Genomic DNA, 24,608 nt, shown 5'->3' on the forward strand with positions numbered 1-24,608 from the left:
CCCCACGCTGGCCGACTCCCCCGGCGCCCGGAGGAACCTCGCCGTCGCCGCGCACAAGATCGACACGGCTGAGCGGCGCATGCTCGGGATCGCCGCCGCAGTCGACGCCACGCACCCCGGCGAGGTGCTTGCCGCCGAAGAGCGTGCGCGGCTCCGCATGGATCTGATCGCCGCTATACGGGAATGTCGTGGCGCACTGGAGGACTTGCTGGACCTGCACGGATCCACCGGCCTGGACAGCTCCAACCCGTTGCAGCGGTACTGGCGGGACTTCGCGGTGGGGMCGCGGCACGTCCAGTTCACCTCCCACGTGGTCGAAGAGGATTACGGCGTGCTTCTGCTCGGCATCGACGAAGCACCTTCCGGGTTGCTCTGAGGAGTTGCCGGACACGAGCTGGACCAGGCCGGCGATCCGAGTGGTCGGGCGGCGGAGCCCGGGCAGGAGTCGCCAGGACTTGAGGGTGGCGATGCTTTCGGTTCGGACTCCTTCCGGACGAGCAAGGCCAGACCGTGCTGGTGACGGTGACAGGCTGAGCCTCGGCGTTGTCACTTGCGGCTGGTAGAACTGCCGTGCAGATGAAGGGCATTGGATGCGCCGGACACCTCGTACGGCAGGAGCGGGCAGGCACATGCGAGTCAAGGACGACCACCTCACCGAGCTCTACGGGCTCCCCGCCTTCACGTTCCCCGAGGAGCAGGACGCGGCCGGCGTCGTACTGCCCGAGGCCGACGCCGTGGCCTGGCGGATCGGATACCCGCGATGGACCTCCGGCGAGCGGTGGAAGGACACCTTCGAGCGGCTGTGCGCGGCCGTGGACAGCGCGCGCATCCGCGCGCTGATCATCGGCATCTGGGGAGACCCGGAGGACACCGAACCCGACGAGGTCATGGAGGCGTTCCTGGGCGCGCGGGACAGGCTTACCGGGCTGCGATCCCTCTATTTCGGTGACATCACCGACGAGGAGTGCCGGATCTCCCGGATCGGCCAGACCGACGTCACGCCGCTGCTCACGAGCTACCCGGCCCTGGAGGAGTTCTCGGTCCGGGCCGGCGAGTCCTACGACATGGAAGGACTGCACCCGCTCAGGTTCCCCCGCATACGCCACGACGCGCTACGCAGGCTCGTCGTCGAGAGCGCGGGGCTGCGCGGGCACGTCCTGCGCGGGGTGGGCGAGAGCGAGCTGCCCGCGCTGGAGCATCTCGAACTGTGGCTGGGGGCGCGCGAGGACGGGGGCGACGGCGAGATCGCCGACCTCGCGGGGATCCTGTCCGGAGACCGGCTGCCGCGGCTGCGGAGCCTCGCCCTGCGGAACAGCGAGATGCAGGACGAGGTCGCGGCGGCCTTGGGGGCCGCGCCCGTCGTCGCCGGCCTCGACGTGCTCGACCTGTCGCTCGGCACACTGACCGACACCGGCGCCGAGGCGCTGCTCAGCGGGCAGCCGCTGACCCACCTCAGGAAGCTCGACCTGCACCACAACTACCTGAGCGAGCCGATGAGACAGCGCGTCCGGGACGCCCTCGAACCGGCCGGCGTCGAGGTCGACCTCGACCCGTCCGACGCCGAGCCGGAGGAGAACGAAAACGGCGTGCCGGTACCCAGCATCAGCGTGGGCCCACTCACTTACTGACCACCCGCCGGACGTGCTACCGACCCGAACCCGTCCGGCACCACCCTGGCGTTCCGGCCGCCCCGGGCAAGCCCACCGATCGCCGCCCGACTCGGACAGCCGCCCACCGAAATACCCCGACGCCGCTATGCGACCTGTGCCGACCTCTACCAAGCCGACCAACACCGAGAACCACTTCCCGCACCGGGGGAGAGCACAGGCGAGCGCATGCATAGGGCGCCACCGCTTGGAGCGCCTTAGGACTTACAGCGGCTAACACAATGAGGTAGATCACTCCTGATTGCCGTGTCCCGGGCGGGAGTTGAGCGTTCGGTCCGTTGCGGGGACGTCACCGTGGATCGTGTCGGATGAGCTGTGGGATCACCTGGAGCCGCTGCTGCCTCAGCGAGAGCGCAGGCTCCGTTATCCAGGCCGCAAGCCGTTGCCGGACCGGGATGTGTTGTGTGGGATCTTGTATATTCTGCACACCGGGATCCAATGGGAGTACCTGCCGCAGAACCTCGGCTTCGGTTCCGGCATGACGTGCTGACGCCGACTGCGCGACTAGAACGAGGCCGGGGTCTGGCAGCGGCTGCACGAGGTCCTGCTGGCCGAACTCAACGCGGCCTCACGGGTGGACTGGTCCCGCTGCGTGGTCGACTCCTCCCACGTCAGAGCGCTAAAAGGGGAATCCACACGGGCCCCTCACCGGTCGACCGCGGCCGGGCCGGCTCGAAACACCATCTGATCACCGACGGGCGCGGCACCCCGCTCGCTGTCCTGCTGACCGGCGGCAACCGCAACGACGTCACCCAACTCCTGCCCCCGCTCGACGCAATCCCACCGATCCGCGGCCGGGTCGGACGGCCCCGCCGCAAGCCGGACTCGCTCTTCGCCGACCGCGGCTACGACCATGACGTCTACCGCGACCAGGTGCGCGCCCGAGGCATCGTGCCCGCGATCGCCCGGCTCGGCACCCTGTACGGCACGGGACTCGGCACCTACCGCTGGGTCGTGGAGCGGAGTTTTGCCTGGCTGCACGGCTTCCGACGCCTCCGCATCCGCTGGAAACGCAGGGCCGACATCCACGAAGCGTTCCTCAAACTCGCCTGCTGCCTCATCACCCACCGGCAACTCGGCTCATTCTGTTAGCCGTTGTAAGAGCCACCAGAAACAACCTAGCCGACCGGTACGACACCATCCCATCGGGCCGCCGGGCACCACGCTTCCGAAATCTGTGCACCACAGAGGAATTCGCCAGTATCTGACTGCCCAAGATCACCAATAGAGTCACGGCATTTGCCCTAGGTGGGCTGTGGTTCAAAGTCCCAGTACGGGCGTTGCCCAGAGCGCATGTAGAGGGTCTGCTGGTGGTCGGCGCCGCGGCTCGCGACCAGTGTTCTCAGGGCTTGCTGTTCCAGGGCGTCCGCCTCTTCCCCGCGGCGCAGCGTGCGCAGGTCCTGCGCCAGCCCTGCCCGCAGGTTGGCCGCGAGGACGTGGTCAGGGCCGACCGCGGTGACCGCCCGGGCCAGTGCGTCCCTGCCGAGCCGCTCAGCGGCCTCCACATCGCCCACGGCGGCCAACGCGGCGGCGCAGTTCATCGCGCAGCCCATGGTCCACACATGTCCGCGTCCGATCGCGTCCTCCATCTGCCGTGTCGACTCCTCCGCCAGGCGCCGGGCCGCCTCGGCCTCGCCGTCGTCGAGCAGGAGCAGCGCGCTGTTGTTCCGGGCGCCGATCGCGTGGGGGTGCAACTCGCCCAGCCGGTCGGCGTACGCCTGTGCGCTCGTCACGGCCAGGCCACGGGCCTTGGTCCGCTCACCGAGCACCCGCAGCAGCATCGCGTAGTCCAGGGACACCATGAGAACGTCGGGGTGGTCGGTACCGCTGAGCACGACGAGCCGCTTGCGGGCGTAGCGCAGCGTCTGCCGGGCCTGTTCCAGCTCGCCGTCGCGCCGCAGGCACAGTGCCAGGTTGTGTTCGGCCAACAGAGTCTGCCGGTGGGCCCTGTCCAGGGTCCTGCGCAGCAGGTGGACGTTGTATGCCTGGAGGCTGCGGGCCTCGCTGAGCCTCCCGAGCAGCCGCAGCATGCGGGCCGTGTAGTAGCCGGACTGCAGGGTGCGTCGCGCCTGGGAGCCGAGCAGGCCCACCCGGCGGTCGTACACCTCGCGGTGCACGGTGCAGGATTCTTCGTAGTGCCCCTGCATCCCCATGGCCAGTGCGAGGTTGGTGCGGATCTGAAGGGTCTGCGGCACGTAGCGCTCGTCCAGCCAGTCCGCGGCGTTGCGTGCGGCCTGCTCGTACAGGGCGCGGGCCTCATCATACCGGCCGCGGGCCATCAGGGTGGCGCCCAGTCCGTCCTGGGCACGCAGCAGCGCGATGCCGTGTTCGATGCCAGCCTCGGCGAACAGGGTGAGGACGGCCCGGTCCGCCTGCTCGGCCTCCTCGTACCGGCCAAGGCCCCGCAGCATCCGCGCTTCCTGGTGGGCGACGGCCAGCACCCGGCGCTCGGTCGGTTCGAAAGTGCCGCGCCACCTCTTCAGGACGCGGCGGGCCAGCGTCCAGCCGTCCTGGTACTCGCCTCGCACCCGCAGGTAGTCGATGCAGTTCAGGAGCATCCTACGAACGTCGTCGTCGTCCGATTCGAGTGCGCCGGACGGTTCCAGGTGCGGCAGGATCTCCGCGTAGCGGTGCCAGTTCCGCGGTGAGCCCGGCTCATCAGGGTCGGCGGCAACCAGGACTCGGGCGGCCGCAGCGGCGTACTCGCGCACGGTGTCGGGCGCGAGTCCGTCGCGGATGAAGTCGCGGAAACTGCGGTGCACGCGCAGGGAGACGACGCTGGTGGAGTCTTGGCGGGCGTCGGTGGCGAACTCGACCCTCATGGACGTCAGGTCGGAGATCGTCAGTAGGACGGTGTCCCAGCTGCCGTGTTCGGACACCAGTGCAGCGAGGTGTGGAGGGAGGTCACTGGGGCGGGCCAACCGCAGCAGCCGCACAGGCAGCATATCCGGTGAGAAGAACGTGAGCAGGACCAGGAGTTCATGGACCGCGGGGGACCGTTCGGCCAGTGCCGCGAGCGTACGCGCCCATACCTGCCGGTGGGCGGGCGGCACATCCGCGGTCGGGCGCGCCGCGCGCTCGGCGGCGTCCCCCGCTGGCCCGGCCGTGCCGAGTGTGCGCACGTAGTCGGTGATGTCGGCGACGGGGTGGGCGTCGATCCACGCGGCGCTCTGGTCGATCACCAGCGGCAGGTCGCCCAGAACGGCCGCCAGTTCGGCTGCCTGCGACTCAGTCAGCCGGGGCGCCCGTCGACGGGCGAAGGCGACGCTTTCGTCCCGGTCGAAGGGCGGCAGTTCCCTCAGGTGGGCGCCGCACTCGGACCACCGGCCGGTCTGCGCGGTGATCAGTACCTGGCCGTGCCCCGATGGCAGCAGCGCTTCGATCCCGTCGACATCCTCCGCACCGTCGAAGATGATCAGCCAGCGGCCCGGTTCATCCCTCTCCAGTGCCGCCTGTACCGCTTCGATCTGGCCCGTCAGCTGGTCCCCCTCACCCAGACCCACTTCCCTCGCCAGCCCCGCGAAGCCCTCCCGCGCGGACGCCTTCGTCGCGGCCGGGACCCACCAGATCAGGTCGTACTCCCCGGCGAACCGTCGTGCGTACTCGGCGGCGGCCTGGCTCTTGCCCACACCGGGCGGCCCGTGCAACAGAACCCGACAGCCTCGGCCATTACCCGAGTTGAGCAGGTCGTGCACCTCGTTGAGCAGGTCCTCGCGACCGGTGAACCGCGGGTTGCGGCGCGGTGCGTTGGTCACGGCGGGCGGGTCCTCGGGATAGCGGGGGCCCCTCTCCTGCCGTGTGTACGGTAAGCGGGGCGCGAGCCCCACCTTGGCCAGCACCCGGCGTCGGGCCTCTTCGGGTCCCACGCCGCGCAGGGTGACCGCGCCGAGGCTCACGGCCTCGTCCGGCAGCGCCCGGGTGGTCACCGTGACCGCTCCGACGCGGTCGTGCAGGCGCGGCATCACCTCGTACAGGACCTGCGCCCACTCCTTGTTCCGGTCGGTGTCGAAGCGCAGGTACCAGTCGTCGAGCACCAACAGGACCCGTCCGGGCTGGGCGAAGAAGGTCTGCAGCGCCGGCACGTCGGGCAGGCGGCTGAGCGGCGACCAGCGCATCTGGCCCACCGGACACCCCTCCTGCGCGAGTACCCACGCAATCCACTGGGCCCAGCCGTTGCTGACTCCGGCGTAGACGACGGAGACAGGCAAGGGGTGGGCCAATCGCCCTGCGATCATGGGCAGGCTCCTGGAAGGACGGGCGGAAACGGGCGGCTCAGTACTGATGGTGCAACAAATACCCCCATCTCAGGAGAGGTAGCTCCCTGACCAAGTTTCCGTACTTCGTTTCCACTTGATTTCCGTTCACAGCGACTGTGGTTCGAAGTCCCAGTACGGGCGCACCCGACGCCGAGCGTCCCTGGTGTTCAGGTGTTCCGGGCCCAGGGTGGCGCCCAGCACCCGGACGGCGTCCTCCTCGTGCCCCGCGGCCTCCGTCGTCCGGCCGAGGTTGCGCAGGTCGTCGGCGAGGGCCGTGCGCGCCGAGAGAGTCAGCGGATGTGCCGTCCCGAGCACTCGGGTCACGCGTCGCACGGTGTCCCGGCTGAGTTCGTACGCCCCTTGGGTGTCGTAGGCGCGGCTGCGCGCGGCGCTGAGGTTCAGGGCGCAGCCGAGGGTCCACGGATGGTCGTCACCCAGCACCTCGGCCATCCCGTGCCACGCCTCCTCGGCCAGCGCCAAAGCCTGCTGGTGCTCGCCCGCGCGTCCGAGTGCCAGGCCCAGGTTGTCCGACGTGCCGATGGTGTAGGGGTGGCGGGGGCCCAGCAGGAGGCCGTACTGAGCCCGGACGGATTCGGCGTACCGCAGGGCTGCCCGGATGTCTCCGTGCTCGCGCAGGAAGGTGGCATAGTCCGCCTCGACGACGAGGGTGTCCGGGTGATCAGGTCCGAGCACCTGGGCGGCGCGACGGGCGGCGTCGGCCAGCCGCTCGCCGGCCTCGGGGATGTCTCCGGCCCGACGGCGGGCCAGTGCGAGCTGGTGATCCGCCAGGATCGACTGCGGATGGCGTTCGTCGGATATCTTGCGCAGCGCGCGCACGATCTGCTCCAGCCGCGACAGGGACTCCGAGTAGTCGCCCTGCAGGCGGATCAGCCTGGCGTACACGGTGCCGGAGAGCAGCGTGAGGTGGTGACGCGAGCGCAGCCGGCGCTGCCTGATCTGCAGGACGTCCCGGTGGATGGCCCTGGCCTCGGTGTAGCGGCCGAGCAGCAGCAGAGCGAGGCCCAGATTGTGGCGGGAGGCCAGGGTCGGGGGGGCCTCCGTACCGAACTGGTCGGCGAAGCGGGCTGCCGCCTCCGTGAACAGGTCCCGGGCCTGGGTGAACTGCCCGACGGCGAGCAGGGTGCTCCCCAGCCCGTCCTTGGCACGCACCAGTTCGGATTGGTCCGCGGGCTGGACGTCGGCCAGGCGTCGCACCACCGCGCGGCCCCGTTCTTCGGCCTCGGAGTAGCGACCGGCCAGCCGCAGGATGTGGCACAACCGGAGTTGGAGGGAGAGCAGGGCACTGTGGCGAGGATCCAGGTTGCGCTGCCAGTGCTCCAGTACCTCGTTGCACAGGTTCAGAGCCGTGCGGTGCTCGCCCCGCACGCGCAGGTACTCGATGCAGTTGAGCACCAGTTCCTGCACCGCCGTGCGTGTTGAGTCGAAGGCGCCGGCGAACCCCAGATGCGGCAGCAGCAGCGCGTAGCGCTCCCAGTCGCGGGTGTCTCCCGGACGCCGGGGGTCGGCGCCGACCAGTACCTGGCAGGCCGTGTCGGTGTACGCCTGACGCTCCGGCGCACTGAGGGTCTCCCGCAGGAACCGGTGGTAGAGCCGGTGCATCCGGACCTTCTCGACCGCCGGGTAGTCCGACAGTCCCTGCTGGTAGTCCAAGCGCACAGCGGTGTACTCCGACAGCCGGCGAAGCGCCAGGTGCCAGGAGCGCGGGTCGCGGACCAGTCCGTCCAGGGAGGGGGGCAGGTCGCCGTAGCGGATTTCGGTGAGCAGCCGCACCGGGATCTCGTTGGGCGAGAAGAACGCCAACAGGCTCAGAAGTTCAGCCGCCTTCGGATCCCGCTCGCGGAGGGTGCCGAGGGTGGTCGTCCAGGTGGTACGGAAGTTGAGGGGGTAGGGGGTGTCCTCCTCCGGTTCCTTGTCGGCGTCGCGCAGCAGCCGTACATAGTCCCCCGCTGGTACGTCGTTCGCATGCAACCAGGCCGCCGATTGGGCTAGCAGCAACGGCAGGTCCCGTACGGCGTCGGCCAGTTGGTCGGCTTCCACGGCGGTCAGGCGGGGGGCGCGGCGCCTTACGTAAGCGACGCTCTCGGCACGGGTGAAGGGGTGGATGTCCAGCACGCGGGTACCGGGCATCCCGGTCCAGCCCGAGGTGCTGGTGGTGAGCAGGACGTGCGTGGGGCGGCCCGGCAGCAGATCCGTCAGCTGGGCGGGGTCCTCGGCGCCGTCGAACACAAGCAGCCACCGCCCGTGCTGCATGGACCGCACGGCCTCGTGCAGGGACCTGATGCGTTCCCCGATGCGCTCGCCCACGGGCAGGCCCAGCCGGGGGGCGAGCGCGGCCAGCCGTTCGCGCGCCTTGGCGCGGTGCGTGGCGTCGACCCACCACACCACGTCGTAGTCGTTGCCGAAGCGGTGGGTGTATTCGGCTGCCATCTGCGTCTTGCCGGATCCGCTGGAGCCCCGCAGCACGAGCCGGTCGACGGTCTCGGGGCCGGTGCGCCGGTCGGTCAGCAGGGCGCGGATGCGCTCAAGCTCCGCGTCCCGGCCGGTGAAGCGGCGGTTGCGGCGGTAGGTGTCCAGAACCGCGGGCGGCTCGTTGGGAAATCGGGGTCCGGGGACGTCCGGCGCTGTCAGCGGACCCGATGCGTCGATCGAGAGCCTGCGCAGCAGGCGTCGGACCGCTTCCTGCTCGTCCAAGTCGTGCAGGTCGGCGGGGTTCAGCAGGGAGACGGAGTCGGGCACCCCCTGGGTGGCGACGGTGACGGCGGCGAATCGGTCGGCATGCTGGGACACGGTCTTGCGCAGTGTCCGCTCCCAGTCGTCCTCCGGGATGGGGCCGAGGCCGAAGTACCAGTTGTCCAGGACCAGGACGATGTGCCCGGGGGCGGCGAGCAGCGCACTGAACTCCTCCTCGAAGGGAACGTCCACCCTGGGGTCCCAGCGTTGCGTCACCACCCGATGGCCGCGCGCCATCAACTGGTGAGCGATCCAGGCGGCCCACGGCCGGTTGAACCCCGCGTAGCTGATGGTGAAGTGACGACCTTCGGCGGTGCTCCGGCTGTCCATGCGCCTGATCTCCTTGACATCCGCCGTTCCGGGTGAGGCGGCCTGGTGACGGTCAGATGGGCTGCGGTTCGAAATCCCAGTGCGGTCGCTTCAGCTCCTCCGCCGACCTGGTGTGCGGATGCTGTGGCCCGAGAGTGTCGCGCAGCAGCCCGACGGTCGTCTGCCGCACTTCCTCGGCTTCGTCGATCCGGCCCAGCGTGTGCAGGTCGTGGGCGCGGGCCGTGGCGGCGGAAAGGGTCAGAGGGTGTTCCGCGCCCAGCCGCCCGGTGGCGATCCGTACGAGATCCGTGTCGTGGGTCAGCGCGTTGCCCGTCTGCCCCGCCAGGGCGAGCCCGGCGGCCAGGTTCAGCCTGCAGCCGAGTGTCCAGGGGTGCTCGCCGCCGACGGCGCCCGCCATCAACTGCCAGGCTGTACGGGCGGAGGCCTCGGCCTCACCGCGTTCGTCACCTTCGGCCCACAGGGCGAGGGCAAGATTGCCGAGCGAGCCCGCCGAATAGGGGTGGTCGGGGCCCAGCAGCATGAAGTAGCGGTCGGAGACGGTGCGGGCCATCTCGCAGGCCCGGCGCGGACTGTCCGTGCGAAGGAAGTTGGCCCGGTCCGAGACCATCATCAGGGTCTCCGGGTGGAGTTCGCCCTGCGCCTGCCGCGAGCGCCCGACGACGCTCGTGAACAGGGACGCGGCCTCCTCCAGTCGGCCGTCCCGGCGAAGGCACTGGGCGAGGTTGTGCTCGGCCCGCAGAGTCTGCGGATGCTGCGGACCCAGGACGCGGCTGTGCATCCGGGCGTTGTGCTCCTGGAGGCTCAGTGCGTGGCGGTAGCGTCCCAGCAGCCGGGTCGTCCAGGCCAGGCAGAGACCGGAGTAGAGGGTGTCGTAGTGGTCCGGACCGAGTCGGCGGCCCCGCAGGTCGAACAGTTCCCGGTGCATGTCGAGGGACTCGGTGTAGCGGCCCAGCAGACCGAGGGTCAGCGCCATGTTGCTCTTGGCACGCAGTGCGTACAGGTTCTGGGAACCGGACCGGTCCACGTGCCCCTGCCAGACCTCTTCGAACAGGTCCCGGGACTGCTGGAATTGGCCCAGGGCCATCAAGGTGCCGCCCAGTCCGTCCTTGGCACGCAGCAGGTCCAGGTCGTCGGGGCGGCGGATACCGGAGAGCTGTTCCACCACTGCCGTCCCGACCGCCTCCGCGTCCCGGTAACGGCCCACACGGCGCAGCAGGTTGGCGTGCTGGTGCACGAGGATCAGCATCTCCGCGTCGGTGTCCGTACGGCGGGGTCGCCAGCGGGCCACCGCCTGCTGGCACAGGCGCAGCCCGGTGTCGTACTCGCCTCGCAGCCGCAGGGTGTCGACGCAGTCCAGGACGAGCTTGCCCACCCCGGGCTCCTCCCGGTCGAGTGCGCCCGCGTAGTCCAGATGCGGAATGAGCTGGGTGTACGCGGGCCACTCGCGTTGGTCGCGCGGCCGACCAGGGTTGGCCGCGGCCAGGACGCCGGAGGCGGTGGCGGACAGCTCCGTCCGCCGCCGGCCGGTGAGGTTGCCGCGGATGAAGCGGTGGTAGAGCCGATGCATCTGGGCGGACTCGACGCCCCATTCCAGCGACGGGTCCTGGGTGTAGCTCAGATGGATCGCGGCGAGGTCGGCGAGGCCGGCCAGCGCGTTCTTCCAGCGGGTGGAGTCGGACACAGTGCGGGCCAGGCGGCCGGATCGGAACACACCGGCGGGAGCGGCGGCAATGAGGCGCAGAGGGATCGCGTCCGGGGAGAACATGACCATGAGTTCGATGAGTTCGGCGGCCTCGGGGTGACGTCGCCTGAGCGTGTTGAACGCTAGGCCCCAGATGCGCACGAAACCCGAGGGGTAGTCTTCCTCCACCCGGACCGCGAGGTCTTCGGGGGACTGCTGGTCCAGGTCTCGCAGGTATACGTCGACGGGTTCGTCGGGGTTGGCGCTCAGCCAGGCCGTGGTCTGGGCAAGCACGAGGGGAAGGTCCTGTGCCGCCTCGGCCAGCCGGTCGGCCTGAGCCTCTGTGCATCGGGGCACGCGGCGCCGGATGAGGGCGATGCTCTCCCGCCGAGTGAACGGGCGGACCGCGCACTCCTGGAAACCGAGCATGCCGGCCCAGTCGCGGCTGTGACTGGTGACGAGCACGTCGCCGCGCCCCTCGGGCAGCAAATCGCGTATCTCCCCGATGTCGTCCGCACCGTCGAAGATCAGCAACCAGCGCCTGCGTGGTCCGCTCCGTCGGCGCAGCGCGCTGTGCACGACTCGGACGCGCTCTCCGACGTCGCGGCTCACCGGCAGGTCGAGATGGACGGCGAGGGCCGCGAACTCCTCGCGGGCGGTGGGACCGGCCCTGACCCACCACACGACGTCGTACGCGTTGCCGTACCGATGTGCGTACTCAAGGGCCAGTTGGGTCTTGCCGGCTCCCGAGATGCCGCGCAGGACGACTCGGGCGCTGGTGGGGCCGGGGTCGGCGAGGAGTTCGGAAAGTTCCTCCAGGTCGTCTTTGCGGCCGGTGAAGTGGGTGTTGCGCCGCGGTGTCTCGCGGGCCTGTGGCGGGTCGTTGGGGAAGCGGGGGCCGTCCGGCGGCCGGGGTTCCTCCCCTGGCTCGATGCCCAACGTCCGCAGCACTCTGATCCGGGCCTCCTCCTCGTCGAGTCCTGCCATGTCCACGGGGCGTAGAATGGCCGTGGCGGCGGGCAGCCGCTCACTCACCGCCATGGCGGCGAAGCGCTCCCGGTGGGGGGCTACGACCAGCCGGAACGACTTCGACCACGCCGACTGGCTGTGCAGGTCGAGCCGTAGAGCACGTTCGTTGAGGACCAGCAGCACTTGTCCCGGTGCGGCCAGCAGAGCGCCCAGGGACTCGGTGGGTGTACGGGAGGCGGTGTCCCAGCGGAGCAGGGTCGTGGTGCGACCGGCCCGCTCCAGCTGGTGGGCGGCCCACTGGGCCCAGGAGCGGCTCTCACCGGCGAAGCAGATACTTATGTGCCCCGCGTCGAGATGCTCGGCCGCCCCGTCGCCCGCAGGCTCCTCCCACTTTCCGCGGACATCCACCGGGACAGGCTCGGCCCGGGCGTCCGTCGAGGAGGGCAGCGCGTACGTCATCCCGTCCGCAGTGTGCAGCAGGCCACCGGCGGGCCCCACCCACTCCTCCACTGCCGCGTCCCGGCCGACGAGGATGGTTCTGGTCGAACTGCCGGTGACCAGTTCCACGACCCGCGGGTCGGTGTCGGGCACGGTGATGGCGAACTGGTCGGGGCCCAGGGCGGTGTCGCTGAGCATCAGGCGGGGGCCGTCCCAGCCGAGGTGGAGCTGCGTCTTGGGCAGGCCCTCGGCGCGCGCGGCTACCGCCCCCGTCCCGTCGACGGGCCCCTTTCGAGGCGGTGTGCGAGATGAAGCAGGTCGTCCAGGTACAGCACCCGCCCACCGGATCCCGGGAGGGGTACGTGCAGTGGCCGCGTCCAGCGCGTGGGGATCGCGTCCAGCCCGTAACAGGCCCCGGCGAGACCTCCGGTCACCGCGGCGACGGTGTCCGTGTCACCGCCGAGGTCGATCGCCGCACGTATCGCCTCCTCGAAGCCGCCGGTGGTACGCAGGGCCCAGACGGCGGAGCCCAGACAGGGCCAGACGGCGCCGTTGAACTCGGTCGCCCGGTCGGGGTGCCAGTCGGGTGCGAGGACGGTGGCGTAGCGGCTTCGATGGTCGGGGTGGACGAGGGCCAGGACGTCCGGGAGCGCGGCCAGGGGATCGGTGTCCTCGAACGCGAGGCGGACGAGCTCGTGGAAGATCGCGGTGCCCTCCCAGGCGGCGCGGTCGCCGTGGGTGAGGGCCGCGATGCGGCGGGCCGCGTCCATGGTGGCCTCCTGGCCGGCGGGGGCGAAGTGGACGGCGGAGGTCGATGCCCGCATCAGGGAGCCGTTTCCCGCTGCCCGTCGGTTGACCTGGAAGTGGATCGCGGCGGCGAGGTCCCAGGGCATGCCGTTGGTCAGGACGTCCTCGGTCTGCAGGCCGATGTCCTTGGGTTCCGATGCCGCCCACCGCTGGAAGCGGGCGAAGACGTCCGGCAGATCCAACTTGCCCCGCTCCAGCAGTGACTGGGCGACCAGGACGGCCATCTGCGTGTCGTCGGTGGCCTCGCCGGGGTCCCAGCCACCGCCTCCGCACATCTCGCCACCGGCACCGGGCGCGGGGAACCGTGCGGAGAACGCACCCTGGGGGCCGAACTCGAAGGGGCCGCCCAGGGCATCACCCACCGCTGAGCCGACGACCACCCCGGCGGCCCGCTGACTCCACTTCATCCGCTTCATCCGCGCAGGCTATCTGCGTCCCGCAAGACCGCTTGGCGCCGTTTCCTTGAGCGCAGCGCTGCGACCGTATGAGACGGAGCGAGCCAGTTGCCGTCGATCCGGCGCCCCGAACAGCTGGTTTCGGGACCGTTGAGCACGACAGCTGTCGTCGGATTCGCATCGTTCCTGGCGTCTACCGCACTTACTGCAGGCAGGTGGGCAAGGTCAGGATTACGCGGTCCGGAAGGCGAGATACCGGCTGAAGGCTTCGTGGCTGTCGGGAGTGAAGCGCCACTCCAGCAGGGCCGACCGCAGCTCCGGCTCCGTCAGCCAGCCATACCAGGCGACCTCATCGGGATCGGCGGCCACGGCATCGGGCACCACGGCTTCGTGCACGCCGAGCCAGTGAGGACTTGAACCACTGCGGTTGAGGAACGTGAACAGCAAGCGCGGCAGCACACGAACGCCCAGCTCTTCAGCCAGCTCCCGCGCGGCTGCCTGTTCATAGGACTCACCGACGTCCACGGCGCCACCGACCACGACCTCGTGGAGCCCGGGGAAGCGCGACAACTGCTCCGACCGCCGGTGGACGAGAATCCGCCCACGCTCGTCACGGCACACCGTCACGGCGACCCGGTGCAGCCAGCCCTCCCGGACGGCCTGCCGGCGGCTGACCACCACCCCCAGTACACGGTCCTGATCGTCGACACGCTCCACCAGTTCGTCCACGACGCTCACCTTGGCAGAGCCCACCGACAACGCTGTTTCCCGGCGACCCGTGAAGGGCGCTCCGAGGCCACCTGGATCAGGAGGTCGGACGCGGATGACGGCAGTTGTCGTGCACATACGACACCCATCGTGCTCAGGCTCACCGTGGGCGGAAGTGAGCATCTTTGGGCAGCGTGGAGCGGTGGTCTGAGTGATCGCGCTCCGCAGAATGGGAATGACGAGGTCCGGGTGCGGCCAGACGGCCCGCAACCGCCGGATCTCTACGGGCACTGCCACGACGTTCGCCGTGGCACGTCTCCCGTCGGCCCGACGATCGCTCTGCCGAAGGTGTTCCATGCGCATCCTGTTCTCCGCCACTCCGGCCTACGGCCATCTGCTGCCGTTGCTCCCTCTGGAGCGGGCCGCCCGCCGGGCCGGTCACACCACCGCGTTCCTCACGCACCCGTCACTCGCGTCCTTGGTGGAGCCCGCACCCGTGGTCGCGGCGGGTGCCACGCTGGAGGCGACGCTGGCCGAGTTCCAGCGGCGTACCGGGAAGGACGCCACCACCGACATGTCCCCGGCGACCGCCGGCGAGTTCTTCGGCGGGACCCGCGTCGACCTCGGCGCCGACGAAGCCCTGGCGGCGGCCCGGGCCTTCGCTCCCGATCTGGTGGTCGCGGAGACGGCGGACTTTCTCGGTCCGCTGGTCGCCTCCGCGCTGGGAGTGCGGTGGGCGTCCCATGGTGTGGGCATCGCGTTGGAGGCACCGCTGGCCGAGGCGATGCGGTCGACGGCCGTGGCGCGCGCCGCGGAGCGGGGCATCGCCCTGACCCTGCCCTTCGCGTCGGTCGATCCCTGGCCCGCCTGCCTCCAGCGCGACGGCTGGGAGCCTCCGCCGGGCCATGTCACCATCCGCCCCGAGGCGCACGGGTCCGAGGCGGATGTGCCCGAAGCGGCGTCGGAGTGGCGGGCGCCGTCCTTCCCGGGCCGCGAGCATCTGCCCCGGGTCCTGGTGACGCTGGGCACCGTCATCGACGACTCCGACGCCCTCGTGAAGATCGTCGCGTCGCTGACCGGCCTGGACGTCAACGTGGTGGTCGCCCTTCCGCCGTCGGCCGAGGGGGAGACCCTGCCGGTGGAGGGCGACGGCGTCCGGGTCACCGGGTTCGTGCCGATGGGCCTTCTGCTGCAGGGGGTGGACGTGGTCGTCTCCTCCGGAGGCGCCGGCACGGTGCTGTCCGCTCTCGGTGCGGGCCTGCCGATGGTGATCTGGCCCCTGGGACTGGACAAGCCGCTGAACGCGGAGCGGACCGCCGCCCTCGGGGCCGCGGAGGTCATCGGCGCCGCGGACGAAGCCGGCGCGGCCGTCGCACGGGTGCTGGAGCGGGCCTCCCACCGGACCGCCGCTCAGGACGCGGCGATGCACATAGCCGCCATGAACCCCGCCGAGGAGGTCCTGAACCTGCTGACCGGGGTGACCGGGATGGCCGGACGACGGGGCGACTGAACCGTGCCCGCAGCGGACAGTGACAGTACGTCTTCGGTCCTCCGCGGACGCCGGTGCACGAAGGGGCCGCCCTCGCCCGGACCGCTGCGACCGGAGGCGGACGACCGTCCGTGACCGGCAGTGGGTGGTATCAGGGCGCGAGCAGGGGCAGGCCCGTCTGCTCGTGCCGCCACAGCTGCTCCTCGATGCGGGAGACCGCCGTCGTCAGGTGCCGGCGATAGGTGCTGTACGGCATGCCCAGCCGCCGCGCCGCCGCCTCCTGGGTCGGCGCCCCCTCCAGGAAGGCGAGGCCGGCGACCTGGTGCGCCTTGTCGCCGCCGCGTCCGGTGACCAGGCCCGCGACGGCGTTGGACAGTACGTCCCGCAAACTCATGCCGTGGTCGACGACGAGCCGGCTGCGGCTGAGCGGGTTCGCTGCCAGCGCCTGCGGTCGCCGTAGGTCACGCAGCGCCGAGCGCACCGCGGCGGCGAACTCCGGCCGGGTCATCGCCGTCTTCATCGTGTTCGTCGTCTTCGCCGTCGGTGACGACGGCGAAGACGACGGTGCGTCCGCGCCGTTCAGGAGCGTCCGCTCCTTCTCGGCCAGCCACTCGCGGGGCGGCATCGCGCGCCAGTCGTGGACGAAGAGCCGGTAAGGGTGTCCGCCGACCACGACGGGCCGGTCCAGGGGCGTCATGTCGCAGAAGGCCATGTGGGCGTCCCAGAACCCGTCGTCACGCAGCACGATGAACGACCAGGCCGGACCGGATTCCCTGAGGAGTTCACCCAGCATGCGCCAGAGCATCAGGTCCATCACCGGTGAAGGCCGCTGGTAGTGGCGCGGATGTACATGGAAGCGGCCCAGGACCACGTGCTCCCCGGGCACGAGGGGACCGTGCGCACCCACGTGCTCCCACGCCGCCGCGGCGACCGGGTCGTCCTCGTACCCCTGGAGGGGATCCGGACGCAACCACGCGGAGAAGGCCACGGCTGCCGGCGCGCCGCGCAGCCGCTGCACCCGGAAGTCCTGCGGCCGGTTGCCGAGCCAGTGGCGGACCGGGCCGACCGCGTCGGGACCCTCGCCCCGTTCGGCGAGCGCGAGGACGTCGGCCTCGTCCGAGGGGGCGTACGGATGGTCCTCCACCAGTCCCGGCGTGTACCAGGCATGACTTTGCGCCATGTGACCGGCGCCCCGGTAGAGGAACTGCAGGGAGCCCACGTCCTGGAGCAGCCTGCCGGGTGCCGCCGCGCCGATCCGCTCCAGCAGGTGGCGGTGCAGACGTCCGTGGAGCCGGTCGAACCGCTCGGGGTCGCGCCACCGCAGGTCGGCGGCGAGCGCCTCCCGGACGACGTCGTGCGGGAAGACGCCCTCGGCGCAGTGGTCGACGAAGGGCTGCTCACGCATCCACGCGAAGAGTTCCGGCGCGTCGTCACCGACCACGGCGCGCAGCAGCGACTCGGTGGTCACGTGCGCCTGCGCGCAGACTTCGAGAGCGAGCCGGTGCCGGGGTCCGGGCAGCTCGCCCACGATGCTGCGCAGCAGCGGGGCCACCACCTCGGGGGCGGGCTCCCACCGCGGGGAGGCGGACAGGTCGAGCCCGGCGGACGCGTGGACGGCCAGTACCAGGGCGAGCGGATGACCGGCGGCGAACGCGAGCAGCGCGGCGCGCCGGGCGGGATCGACCCCGCGCCGCTCCAGGAAGGTCTCCGCCTCGTCCCTGCCGAGGTCGCCGAGGGCGACCACCTTGAGCACGCCCGCCCAGCCCGGATCCGCCGACCACCGCGGGTCCGGCGCATGCCGCCCGGCCACGACGACCAGGACGTCGGCGGGCAGTCCCGGCAGGAACTCGTCGCGCAGCCAGCCCTCCAGGTCCTGGCAGTACTCGAAGGTGTCGATCAGCAGCAGCGCCCGCGGGGTGCGCACGGCGGTCCGGGCGGCCTTCTCGAACGCCTGAGGCGTATCCGGCACCATGCGTCCGTCGACGTGGACGACCGTCCGGCCCGCGGCGGCGGCCTCCTGGGCGTACCGCCGGACGAGCGTTGACTTGCCGATGCCTCCGGGGCCGTGCACGTACAGCACGGAAGGGGCGTCGGGCGCTCCGTCGAGGGCCTCGCGCAGCAGGCGCAGCTCGGCTTCCCTGCCGACGAACACGCGGTCCCTCGCCCCGTCGATCCGGTCGGCGATCCTGCCGCGCGGCGGCGCTTCCATCACATGCCTCTCACACCCGGCGACCGGCGCCGTCCCACTCGGAGCCCGCGTCACGTCGGACCACCCGTGACCGGGGCAAGCGTAACGAAGCCCCTCCCCGCGAACACGCAGTGCCGACGGAACCGGCCAGCCGGCCAGCCGACCAGACGACCGGCTGATCAACCGATCAACCGGTCTACGGGGACGTGTTTCAGCGGATTCCCGCTGATGGAGGAGTGACGAGTGACCGCATTCGGGCACTCGTCGTTCTGATCGAGGAGCACCGGACCGGTGAACCGCCGTGTGACCGCACGTGCGTGTCACAGTGACTGCGGACGACCTGTGCGACCGGTCGTCGCGATGACCGCGCCGTTCGGTGCACACCGGGCCACCGCCGTATCCACGACAGTTCCAGGAGATCATCCGTGAGTGTTCGCGTTGCTGTGATCTATTACAGCGCTACGGGTAACGTCCACCAGCTCGCCCAGGCCGTCGCGGAGGGTGCGGCGAGCCGTGACGCCGAGGTCCGCCTGCGGCGGGTGCCCGAACTGGCGCCCGACACCGCCATCGACGCCAACCCCGCCTGGCGCGCGCACGTCGACGCCACCAAGAACCAGGTGCCCGAGGCGACGCTTGAGGACCTGGAGTGGGCGACCGCCTACGCCCTCGGCACGCCCACCCGCTTCGGCAACGTGGCCTCGCAGCTGAAGCAGTTCATCGACTCCACCGGCGGCCAGTGGCAGGCCGGCGTCTTCCACAACAAGCCGGCCACCAGCTTCACCTCCGCCATGAACCGCCACGGCGGCCAGGAGTCCACCCTGCTCGCCCTGAACAACGTCTTCTACCACTGGGGCTGCCTGATCGTGCCGCCCGGCTACACCGACCCGCTGCTCTACGCCGCCGGGGGCAACCCCTACGGCACGAGCTGGCCCAGCGGCGGCGGCGAAGGCCCGGACGCGGCCACCCTGGAGGCGGCCCGCTACCAGGGCCGTCACCTCGCCGACATCGCCGTACGCCTCAGGGGCTGACACCGCGCGGGCGCGGTTCGCACGGGCCCGCTCACCCCGTCCTCAGGTCCTCGGCACTCCCGTCCGGCCGCGCGACATGCGCGGCCGGACGAGGGGTTCCGGCTGGGCCGGCGTGCCGTACCCGCGGCGGACCGTCCCGCCGGTCCACGCGTCCCGCCGGACCGGCGTGCGCTACCAGATGCGCAGACAGGGCCAGGTCTTCGGTCCCACCTCACCGTCCCACTCCGCGGGGTCGGAGAAGCAGACCTTCTGCGCGTTGACCACCGCTGCCCGGGTGTTGTCGCCGAACTGGCCGTCCACCCCTCTGGGATCGAACTTGCTGTCGCCGACGCGGTTGGCCCAGTAGGTCATCAGGCACTGGACCTCGATCACCCGGTTCCCGGTCTGGCCGTACTTGGTGTTGGTCGTGTTGGTGGTGCTGTAGCCGGCGTACAGGTACGACCCGCTCCAGTAGTAGTTGCAGGTGTAGGCCGAGGCGGAGGCGGGAGCCGCCGCGGGTGCGGGCGACGCCGAGGCGGTGGGGGCGAGGCCGACGAGCGCGGTGCCCGCGATGCCGGCTGTCACGAACGTGACGAGCCTGCCCGCAGTTTTCCGAGGGCTGCTGCTGATCTTCTTGACCATGGGATGTCCTCTTCCGGCCGGTTCCTCTCAGGCCCGCCACGATGTCAACACTGGGAACGCCGGACCATGTCTTTCGGCGACGCTGAAAAGTCGCTGCTCAGAGGCCCGGCACCCGGTGTCCGCAGGGTGACCGGGTCCTTGGAGACGGAGGCGAGGAGCGTGGCGCCCAGCGGGGTGAGCGTGTGGAGCACCGTGTTGCGGTGACGGGTGGAGACGATCAGTTCGGCATCACGCAGTACGGCCGTGTGCTGGCTCGCGGTGGGCGCGGTCACCCCGATGCGCCGGGCGAGTTCACCGGTGGTGCAGCCGTACTCGATCACGCGCAGGGCCGCGGCGCGGCTGGGCCCCAGCAGGCGCGCCAGCGAGTCCGGCGCCGTGCGGTCCGCGGAACTCCTCCACCAGCCGGGCTCCTTGCCGACGGGGTAGACGAGCACCGGCCGCAGATCGGGGTCGATGAGGGTGACGGGCGTGCCGTGGCAGAAGAGCGAGGGCACGAGGAGCAGGCCGCGTCCCGCCAGGTGCAGGTCGCGGTCGACGGGATAGTCGGCCTCCAGGACCGGGGGCGACCAGCGCAGGGTGGGGCGCAGGCTGCGCAGCAGTCCGTCCACTCCGTGGTCGAGCAGGGCGCGGCCGCGCAGAGCCCGGTCCGCGTCGACCCGGGCCTGCAGCTGTGGCCAGACGGGGGCGAGCGCGGCGCGGTAGTAGCCGTGCAGCGCGTCGCCGAGTGTCGAGAGCACGGTCCGGTCGGCATCGGCCAGCGGGCGGGCCCACCCGGGCGGATCGGGCAGGACGGCAAGGTCCTGTCTCATCCGCCGCCGCGGTGTGGAGAGCACGGCGTCGACACCTTCGGCCAGGGTGGGGGCCGCCCGGGGCGGGGTGAGGAAATCGGGGAAGTCCCCCATCGAGGGCACGAGGTAGCGGACCAGCCCGACGTGGGACGCGGGCAGACTGCGTAAGTGCGCTCTGGCTTCGGTGCGCCAGTGGCCGAACATCGCTCTGCGCTCGGTGCGCCACAGCTGGCTCGCGCTGAGCACGATCTCCCACAGTGCATCCGGCCCCCTGGCGACTCGGACACGGGACAGGTCCTCCGCTGTGAAGTGCACTCTCAACCCCACGTGCGTCCCCCTCTGCACGGCCAGCCGTTTTTTCCACATTTTCGATGCGGCCCGCCGGCTGCGAGCAACGACTTCTGGCCAAGATGGGAACGCGTCCACACCGCCTCCGCACCGCCGCCCCGTACCGGAAGTGACGTCCTGCGGTGCTGCTTGCGTCCCGCGGTACTGCGTCCTGCGGCTCGGTCAGTCGCGGTAGCGGGCGCTCAGGACGTTCAGGACGTCCTGGTAGCGGCCCTCGGCCTCGGCGTTGCGCTGCCACTTCACCCGCTCGACGAGGATCTGCTCGGCGTCGGGCCGGGTCCGCAGCAGCTCCATGACCTCGGTGAGGAACTCGTCCAGCGGCATCGCGGCGTCGCTGTCCTGCTGGCCCATCAGCGTGGTCCGGGTGGCGGGCGGGACCAGTTCGACCACCCGCACGTTGCTCTTGGTCAGCTGCACCCGCAGCGACTCGGTGAAGGAGTGGATCGCGGCCTTGGTGGCGTTGTAGGTGGGGGTGGCGGCCAGCGGCACGTAGGCCAGACCCGAGCTGACCGTCATGACCGTCGCGGCGGGTTGGGCGAGCAGATCGGGCAGGAACGCGTTGACCAGGCGGATCGGCCCGAGCAGGTTGACCGCGACGGTGCGCTCGGCGACGTCGAGGGAGGCCGGGTCGAGCAGGTTCTCCGGTTCCATGATCCCGGCCATGGTGACGAGGGTGTCCAGTGCCGGATGACGCTCGGCGAGCTCGGCCCGCGCGGCGGCGATGGAGGCCGGGTCGGTGGTGTCGATCTCGACGGTGTCGATACCGGGGTGCTCGATGGCGATCCGCCGCAACAGCTCGGTGCGGCGCCCGCCCACGACGACGGTGCTGCCGGCGGCCTGCAGGCGCAGGGCCAGGCCCAGGCCGATCCCGGAGGTGGCGCCGGGGATGAAGACGGTGCTGCTGGTGACGTTCACGGTGTTCCTTCTGGGTGACGTCCGGATCGATGGACGATGGACGATGGACGATGGCTGAGGGATGAAGGTCGCTGGATGAGGGCACGGGGGCGTGCCCGGGCACCGCGGGTCCGGTCGGACCGGCGGACGGGGAGCAGGAAGCAGGAAGCGGGCTCGGACGGGACGGGGCAGGTCGGTGTGGGGCGGGCTCAGTCGAAGGACTGCGGCCCCAGCACGGTCAGGAAGTCGAACTTCGCGGCGGCGTCGGACCCCACGCGCGGGCGGAACAGGACCAGGCGGTGCCCGGTCGCCGGACTGAGCACCACGTCGCACTGCAGGTCCAGGTCACCGACCAGGGGGTGCAGGATGCGTTTGGGCGCCGAGGACAGCGCCGCGACGTCGTGTTCCTCCCACACGCGCGCGAACTCCTCGCTGCGGGCCAGGAGGTCGGCCACCAGCCCGTGGGCGGCGGCATCGTGCGCCGAACGCCTGGCCAGGCCGGCCCGCAGATCGGCGGCGTAGGCGCGGCCGATGCGTTCGTGCTCGGCGGGGTCGTTCAGCTCGCGCGAGGCCGGGTCGGCGAACCAGCGCCAGGTCACGTTCGACTCGTGGCCGGGCAGTCCGGTCCACACCCCGAACAACGCCTCGGCGGCCCGGTTCTGCGCGACGACCGTCAACAGGTCGTCGCAGACCTGCGCCGGGGTGCTGTCCAGTACGTCGAGCAGGTACTGCATCGCCGGATCGACGTGGGCCAGCGGGGAGTGCGGCTCGGGCGGCCGCTGCCCGGCGAGACGGAACAGGTGCTGCTGTTCCTCGATGCTCAGGCGCATCGCCCGGGCCAGACTCGCCAGGGCCGCCTCCGAGGGGGTCTTCACCCGTCCCTGCTCCAGGCGGGAGTAGTAGTCGGAGGAGAGGGCGGCCAGCAGCGCGACCTCTTCGCGCCGCAGGCCAGGAGTGCGGCGTCGCCCACCGGGTGCCAGGCCCACGTCCCGGGGACGCAGCCGCTCGCGGCGCGAGCGCAGGAACTCACCGAGCGCGTTCCGGTCCTCCATCACCGCCTCCTTCCGTTCGTGCGGTGATACGAGTGTCGACCGGTCCACCGCGGACTGCCAGGCCACGCTCAACCGGGGACTACGAGACCTACCATCCCGTCCCCGACACCACCGGCACTCCCGTGGGTACGGGCTGGAGGACATCCAGGCAGTCAGAGGACTCCAGGGAACTTCAGGAGACCTCAGAGGGCTCCGGGGGACTTACCTCACCACGACGTTGTCCCCGGCCGAAGCCGACGGCCCGGTCGTGTCTCCAGACCTGCTTCCCCGCGTGATCCCGCTCTAGGTGGTGCTCCACCCGGTCGTGCTGGAGTACGAGTCCAGCAGGTCCACCACGAAGACCAGGGTCGAGCCCGGCGGGATCAGTGGTGAGGGCGATTGGTTGCCGTATCCGAGGCGCGGGGGAACGATGATCTCGCGTCGGCCGCCGACCCTCATCCCTCTCACGCCCCGGTCCCAGCCCTTGATGACCTTGCCGCCGCCCAGAGCGAACTTGAACGGCTCTCCCCGGTCCCAGGAGGCGTCGAACTCCCTCCCGGACTCGAAGGTCACCCCGACGTAGTGGACCCTGACCACCATGCCGGACTTCACCTCGGCTCCGTCCCCGACGGTCAGGTCCCGGACGGTCAGCTCGGTAGGAGCGGCACCCGCCGGAACATGGACCTCGGGCTTCGTCGGTTCACTCATCGCAACCTCATCACTTTCCCTCGTCACCCGTCAGGCCAGCCGGACACATGGACATTCCATGCAGTAGCTGATCACGTTACCGAGAGTTCCGGGCCGCGCTGTCACTCCTCGTGTTTCAGCGGCCCGCGGGTCCCGCGCGTCCCGTGCAGGGGAGGGCACGCATCATCGGCCGAAACCTTGCTGCCAGTTCGTCCGCTCCGGAACAACCATGGCCTGATCGACGTCTTTTGCAGCCATGGGTCGCGCCCGTCGCGGAGTGCGACCGTCACCCGCACCGTGCCCGTGAGCCGAAGAGGACGTAATGCTCCGAATTCATTTCACCTCCCACGACCTGCAGAACATCAGAATTCTCCGCAGGCCCGATCCGCTGTGGGAACTGATCTGCAGCATGTGCCGCCTGAGAACAGGCCAGGGGCCGCTGGAATTCGGGCACTGGCGCCGCTCCGTTCACGCCAGAGCGAAGGCCGACCGGGATTTAGGAGCGGCTCTGCAACCGTTACGCACATTGGTCCCCAGCGTCGGCTACATTCCGGATTTCCTCACCCCGCCGACCACCGGTGAGGATCTCTTCCACGAACTCGACCTGGTGCGCGGCACCTCGCGTGCCCGGCTCGTACGCGAGCTGACCCTGCTCGGCGACAGCCACACCCTGCCGAGCTGGACCGTGGCACTGGGCAGGCCGGGGGACCGGGAGCTCGCCATGCTGACCCGCGCACTGGAGGTGTACTTCGGCGCCGCGCTGCAGCCGCACTGGTCCCGTATCCGGGCGCTCGTCGGCCACGACGTCGAACTGCGCACGCGCACCCTTCTCGACGGCGGCACCCAGGCCCTGCTCGACAGCCTGTATCCGCTCGCCCGTTGGGACCCTCCCGTCCTGGAGGTCGACTACCCGGTACGGCGTGACCTCCGCCTCGAAGGCCGCGGTCTGCTCCTCGTCCCGTCCTTCTTCTGCTGGCGCCGGCCCACCGCCCTGGCCGATCCCGCACTGCCTCCGGTGCTCGTCTACCCCGTGGCGAAAACCCCGTTGGACGCCGCCCGGGCAACCGGGGACGGCGTCGTACGCCTGCTCGGCCGCACCCGGGCCGCCATCCTGGCCGACGTCGCACGACGCGACGGCCGCACCAGCTCCGAAGTCGCCGAAGCCGTCGGGATCGCCCCGGCCAGCGTCAGTTACCAGATGGGCGTTCTGCGGGCCGGAGGGCTGGTGAACAGCCACCGCGCCGGCAAATACGTCCGGCACGCGGCAACGGCGCTGGGATTGCAGCTGCTGGACGCGAGCTGACGCAAGCTGACGCGAACCTGCGACATTTCGAGCCCCGTTGAACTGTTTGAATCCCGCTTCCGCCGATGTCAATGTGCGACTGTCCTTGCGATTGGCTGTTCGAGCCCTGTGTCCTGTTCTGCGCCGGGCCGAACAAGGGGGAAACGGGGAAACGTATGAGATGTCCCGCACGACCAGAGCGACCAGAGCGACCAGCACGAACAGAACGACCAGCACGACTCGCAAGACC

General features: G+C 70.6%; 15 protein-coding genes and 2 pseudogenes. 6 read left to right on the top strand and 11 right to left on the bottom strand.

Features of this window, described 5'->3' with window-relative positions; genetic code table 11:
- The 3 genes and pseudogenes from FGF04_RS09555 to FGF04_RS09565 all read left to right on the top strand — a co-directional run.
- A pseudogene (locus tag FGF04_RS09555) lies at nucleotides 1–376 on the top strand (acyl-CoA dehydrogenase family protein); the annotation flags it as partial.
- A gap of 253 nt (nucleotides 377–629) precedes the next feature.
- Nucleotides 630–1,628, top strand: coding sequence for an STM4015 family protein (locus FGF04_RS09560; protein WP_149510839.1), 999 nt, complete (start codon nucleotides 630–632; stop codon nucleotides 1,626–1,628).
- Nucleotides 1,629–1,908: 280 nt separating this feature from the next.
- Nucleotides 1,909–2,759, top strand: a pseudogene (locus tag FGF04_RS09565) (IS5 family transposase).
- A gap of 152 nt (nucleotides 2,760–2,911) precedes the next feature.
- Here the strand turns inward: FGF04_RS09565 and fxsT (FGF04_RS09570) are convergent.
- From fxsT (FGF04_RS09570) to FGF04_RS09590, 5 genes are all read right to left on the bottom strand, one after another.
- Nucleotides 2,912–5,902 (bottom strand): FxSxx-COOH system tetratricopeptide repeat protein, encoded by a 2,991-nt coding sequence (gene fxsT, locus FGF04_RS09570; RefSeq protein ID WP_235882262.1) that lies wholly within the window; start codon nucleotides 5,900–5,902, stop codon nucleotides 2,912–2,914.
- 126 nt (nucleotides 5,903–6,028) lie between these two features.
- Complete coding sequence (gene fxsT / locus FGF04_RS09575; RefSeq protein WP_149510840.1) at nucleotides 6,029–9,004, bottom strand: FxSxx-COOH system tetratricopeptide repeat protein; 2,976 nt, start codon at nucleotides 9,002–9,004, stop codon at nucleotides 6,029–6,031.
- Nucleotides 9,005–9,056: 52 nt separating this feature from the next.
- Complete coding sequence (gene fxsT / locus FGF04_RS09580) at nucleotides 9,057–12,290, bottom strand: FxSxx-COOH system tetratricopeptide repeat protein (protein ID WP_149510841.1); 3,234 nt, start codon at nucleotides 12,288–12,290, stop codon at nucleotides 9,057–9,059.
- Between the two features lie 62 nt (nucleotides 12,291–12,352).
- Complete coding sequence (locus FGF04_RS09585) at nucleotides 12,353–13,306, bottom strand: ADP-ribosylglycohydrolase family protein (RefSeq protein ID WP_149510941.1); 954 nt, start codon at nucleotides 13,304–13,306, stop codon at nucleotides 12,353–12,355.
- 219 nt (nucleotides 13,307–13,525) lie between these two features.
- On the bottom strand, nucleotides 13,526–14,032 hold the full coding sequence (locus FGF04_RS09590; RefSeq protein ID WP_188114016.1) for an NUDIX domain-containing protein: 507 nt from the start codon (nucleotides 14,030–14,032) through the stop codon (nucleotides 13,526–13,528).
- Nucleotides 14,033–14,357: 325 nt separating this feature from the next.
- On the opposite strand from FGF04_RS09590, the gene FGF04_RS09595 reads away from it, so the two are divergent.
- On the top strand, nucleotides 14,358–15,512 hold the full coding sequence (locus FGF04_RS09595) for a glycosyltransferase (RefSeq protein WP_149510843.1): 1,155 nt from the start codon (nucleotides 14,358–14,360) through the stop codon (nucleotides 15,510–15,512).
- Nucleotides 15,513–15,642: 130 nt separating this feature from the next.
- Here the strand turns inward: FGF04_RS09595 and FGF04_RS09600 are convergent, their stop codons facing one another.
- Nucleotides 15,643–17,700, bottom strand: a complete 2,058-nt coding sequence (locus tag FGF04_RS09600; protein ID WP_188114017.1) for an ATP-binding protein — start codon at nucleotides 17,698–17,700, stop codon at nucleotides 15,643–15,645.
- Nucleotides 17,701–18,104: 404 nt separating this feature from the next.
- Between FGF04_RS09600 and wrbA the strand changes: the two genes are divergently transcribed.
- On the top strand, nucleotides 18,105–18,707 hold the full coding sequence (gene wrbA / locus FGF04_RS09605; RefSeq protein ID WP_149510845.1) for an NAD(P)H:quinone oxidoreductase: 603 nt from the start codon (nucleotides 18,105–18,107) through the stop codon (nucleotides 18,705–18,707).
- A 171-nt stretch (nucleotides 18,708–18,878) separates the two neighbouring features.
- Here the strand turns inward: wrbA and FGF04_RS09610 are convergent, their stop codons facing one another.
- The 5 genes from FGF04_RS09610 to FGF04_RS09630 form a co-directional block, all read right to left on the bottom strand.
- A complete protein-coding gene (locus FGF04_RS09610) occupies nucleotides 18,879–19,328 on the bottom strand; it encodes a peptidoglycan-binding domain-containing protein (protein WP_149510846.1) in 450 nt (149 codons plus the stop codon).
- 44 nt (nucleotides 19,329–19,372) lie between these two features.
- Nucleotides 19,373–20,362 (bottom strand): ArsR/SmtB family transcription factor, encoded by a 990-nt coding sequence (locus FGF04_RS09615; protein WP_188114018.1) that lies wholly within the window; start codon nucleotides 20,360–20,362, stop codon nucleotides 19,373–19,375.
- Between the two features lie 264 nt (nucleotides 20,363–20,626).
- Nucleotides 20,627–21,379: an SDR family oxidoreductase gene (locus FGF04_RS09620; protein WP_149510847.1), complete on the bottom strand. Its 753-nt coding sequence runs from the start codon at nucleotides 21,377–21,379 to the stop codon at nucleotides 20,627–20,629.
- Between the two features lie 188 nt (nucleotides 21,380–21,567).
- On the bottom strand, nucleotides 21,568–22,410 hold the full coding sequence (locus FGF04_RS09625; protein WP_149510848.1) for a helix-turn-helix domain-containing protein: 843 nt from the start codon (nucleotides 22,408–22,410) through the stop codon (nucleotides 21,568–21,570).
- 282 nt (nucleotides 22,411–22,692) lie between these two features.
- The gene (locus FGF04_RS09630) at nucleotides 22,693–23,097 is read right to left on the bottom strand and encodes an FKBP-type peptidyl-prolyl cis-trans isomerase (protein ID WP_149510849.1); all 405 of its coding nucleotides are present in this window, start codon (nucleotides 23,095–23,097) and stop codon (nucleotides 22,693–22,695) included.
- A gap of 301 nt (nucleotides 23,098–23,398) precedes the next feature.
- On the opposite strand from FGF04_RS09630, the gene FGF04_RS09635 reads away from it, so the two are divergent.
- Nucleotides 23,399–24,379, top strand: coding sequence for a winged helix-turn-helix domain-containing protein (locus tag FGF04_RS09635; RefSeq protein WP_149510850.1), 981 nt, complete (start codon nucleotides 23,399–23,401; stop codon nucleotides 24,377–24,379).
- Nucleotides 24,380–24,608 lie beyond the last annotated feature (229 nt).

The sequence above is a fragment of the Streptomyces apricus genome (genome assembly GCF_008369065.1).
Classification (GTDB): Bacteria; Actinomycetota; Actinomycetes; order Streptomycetales; family Streptomycetaceae; genus Streptomyces; species Streptomyces apricus.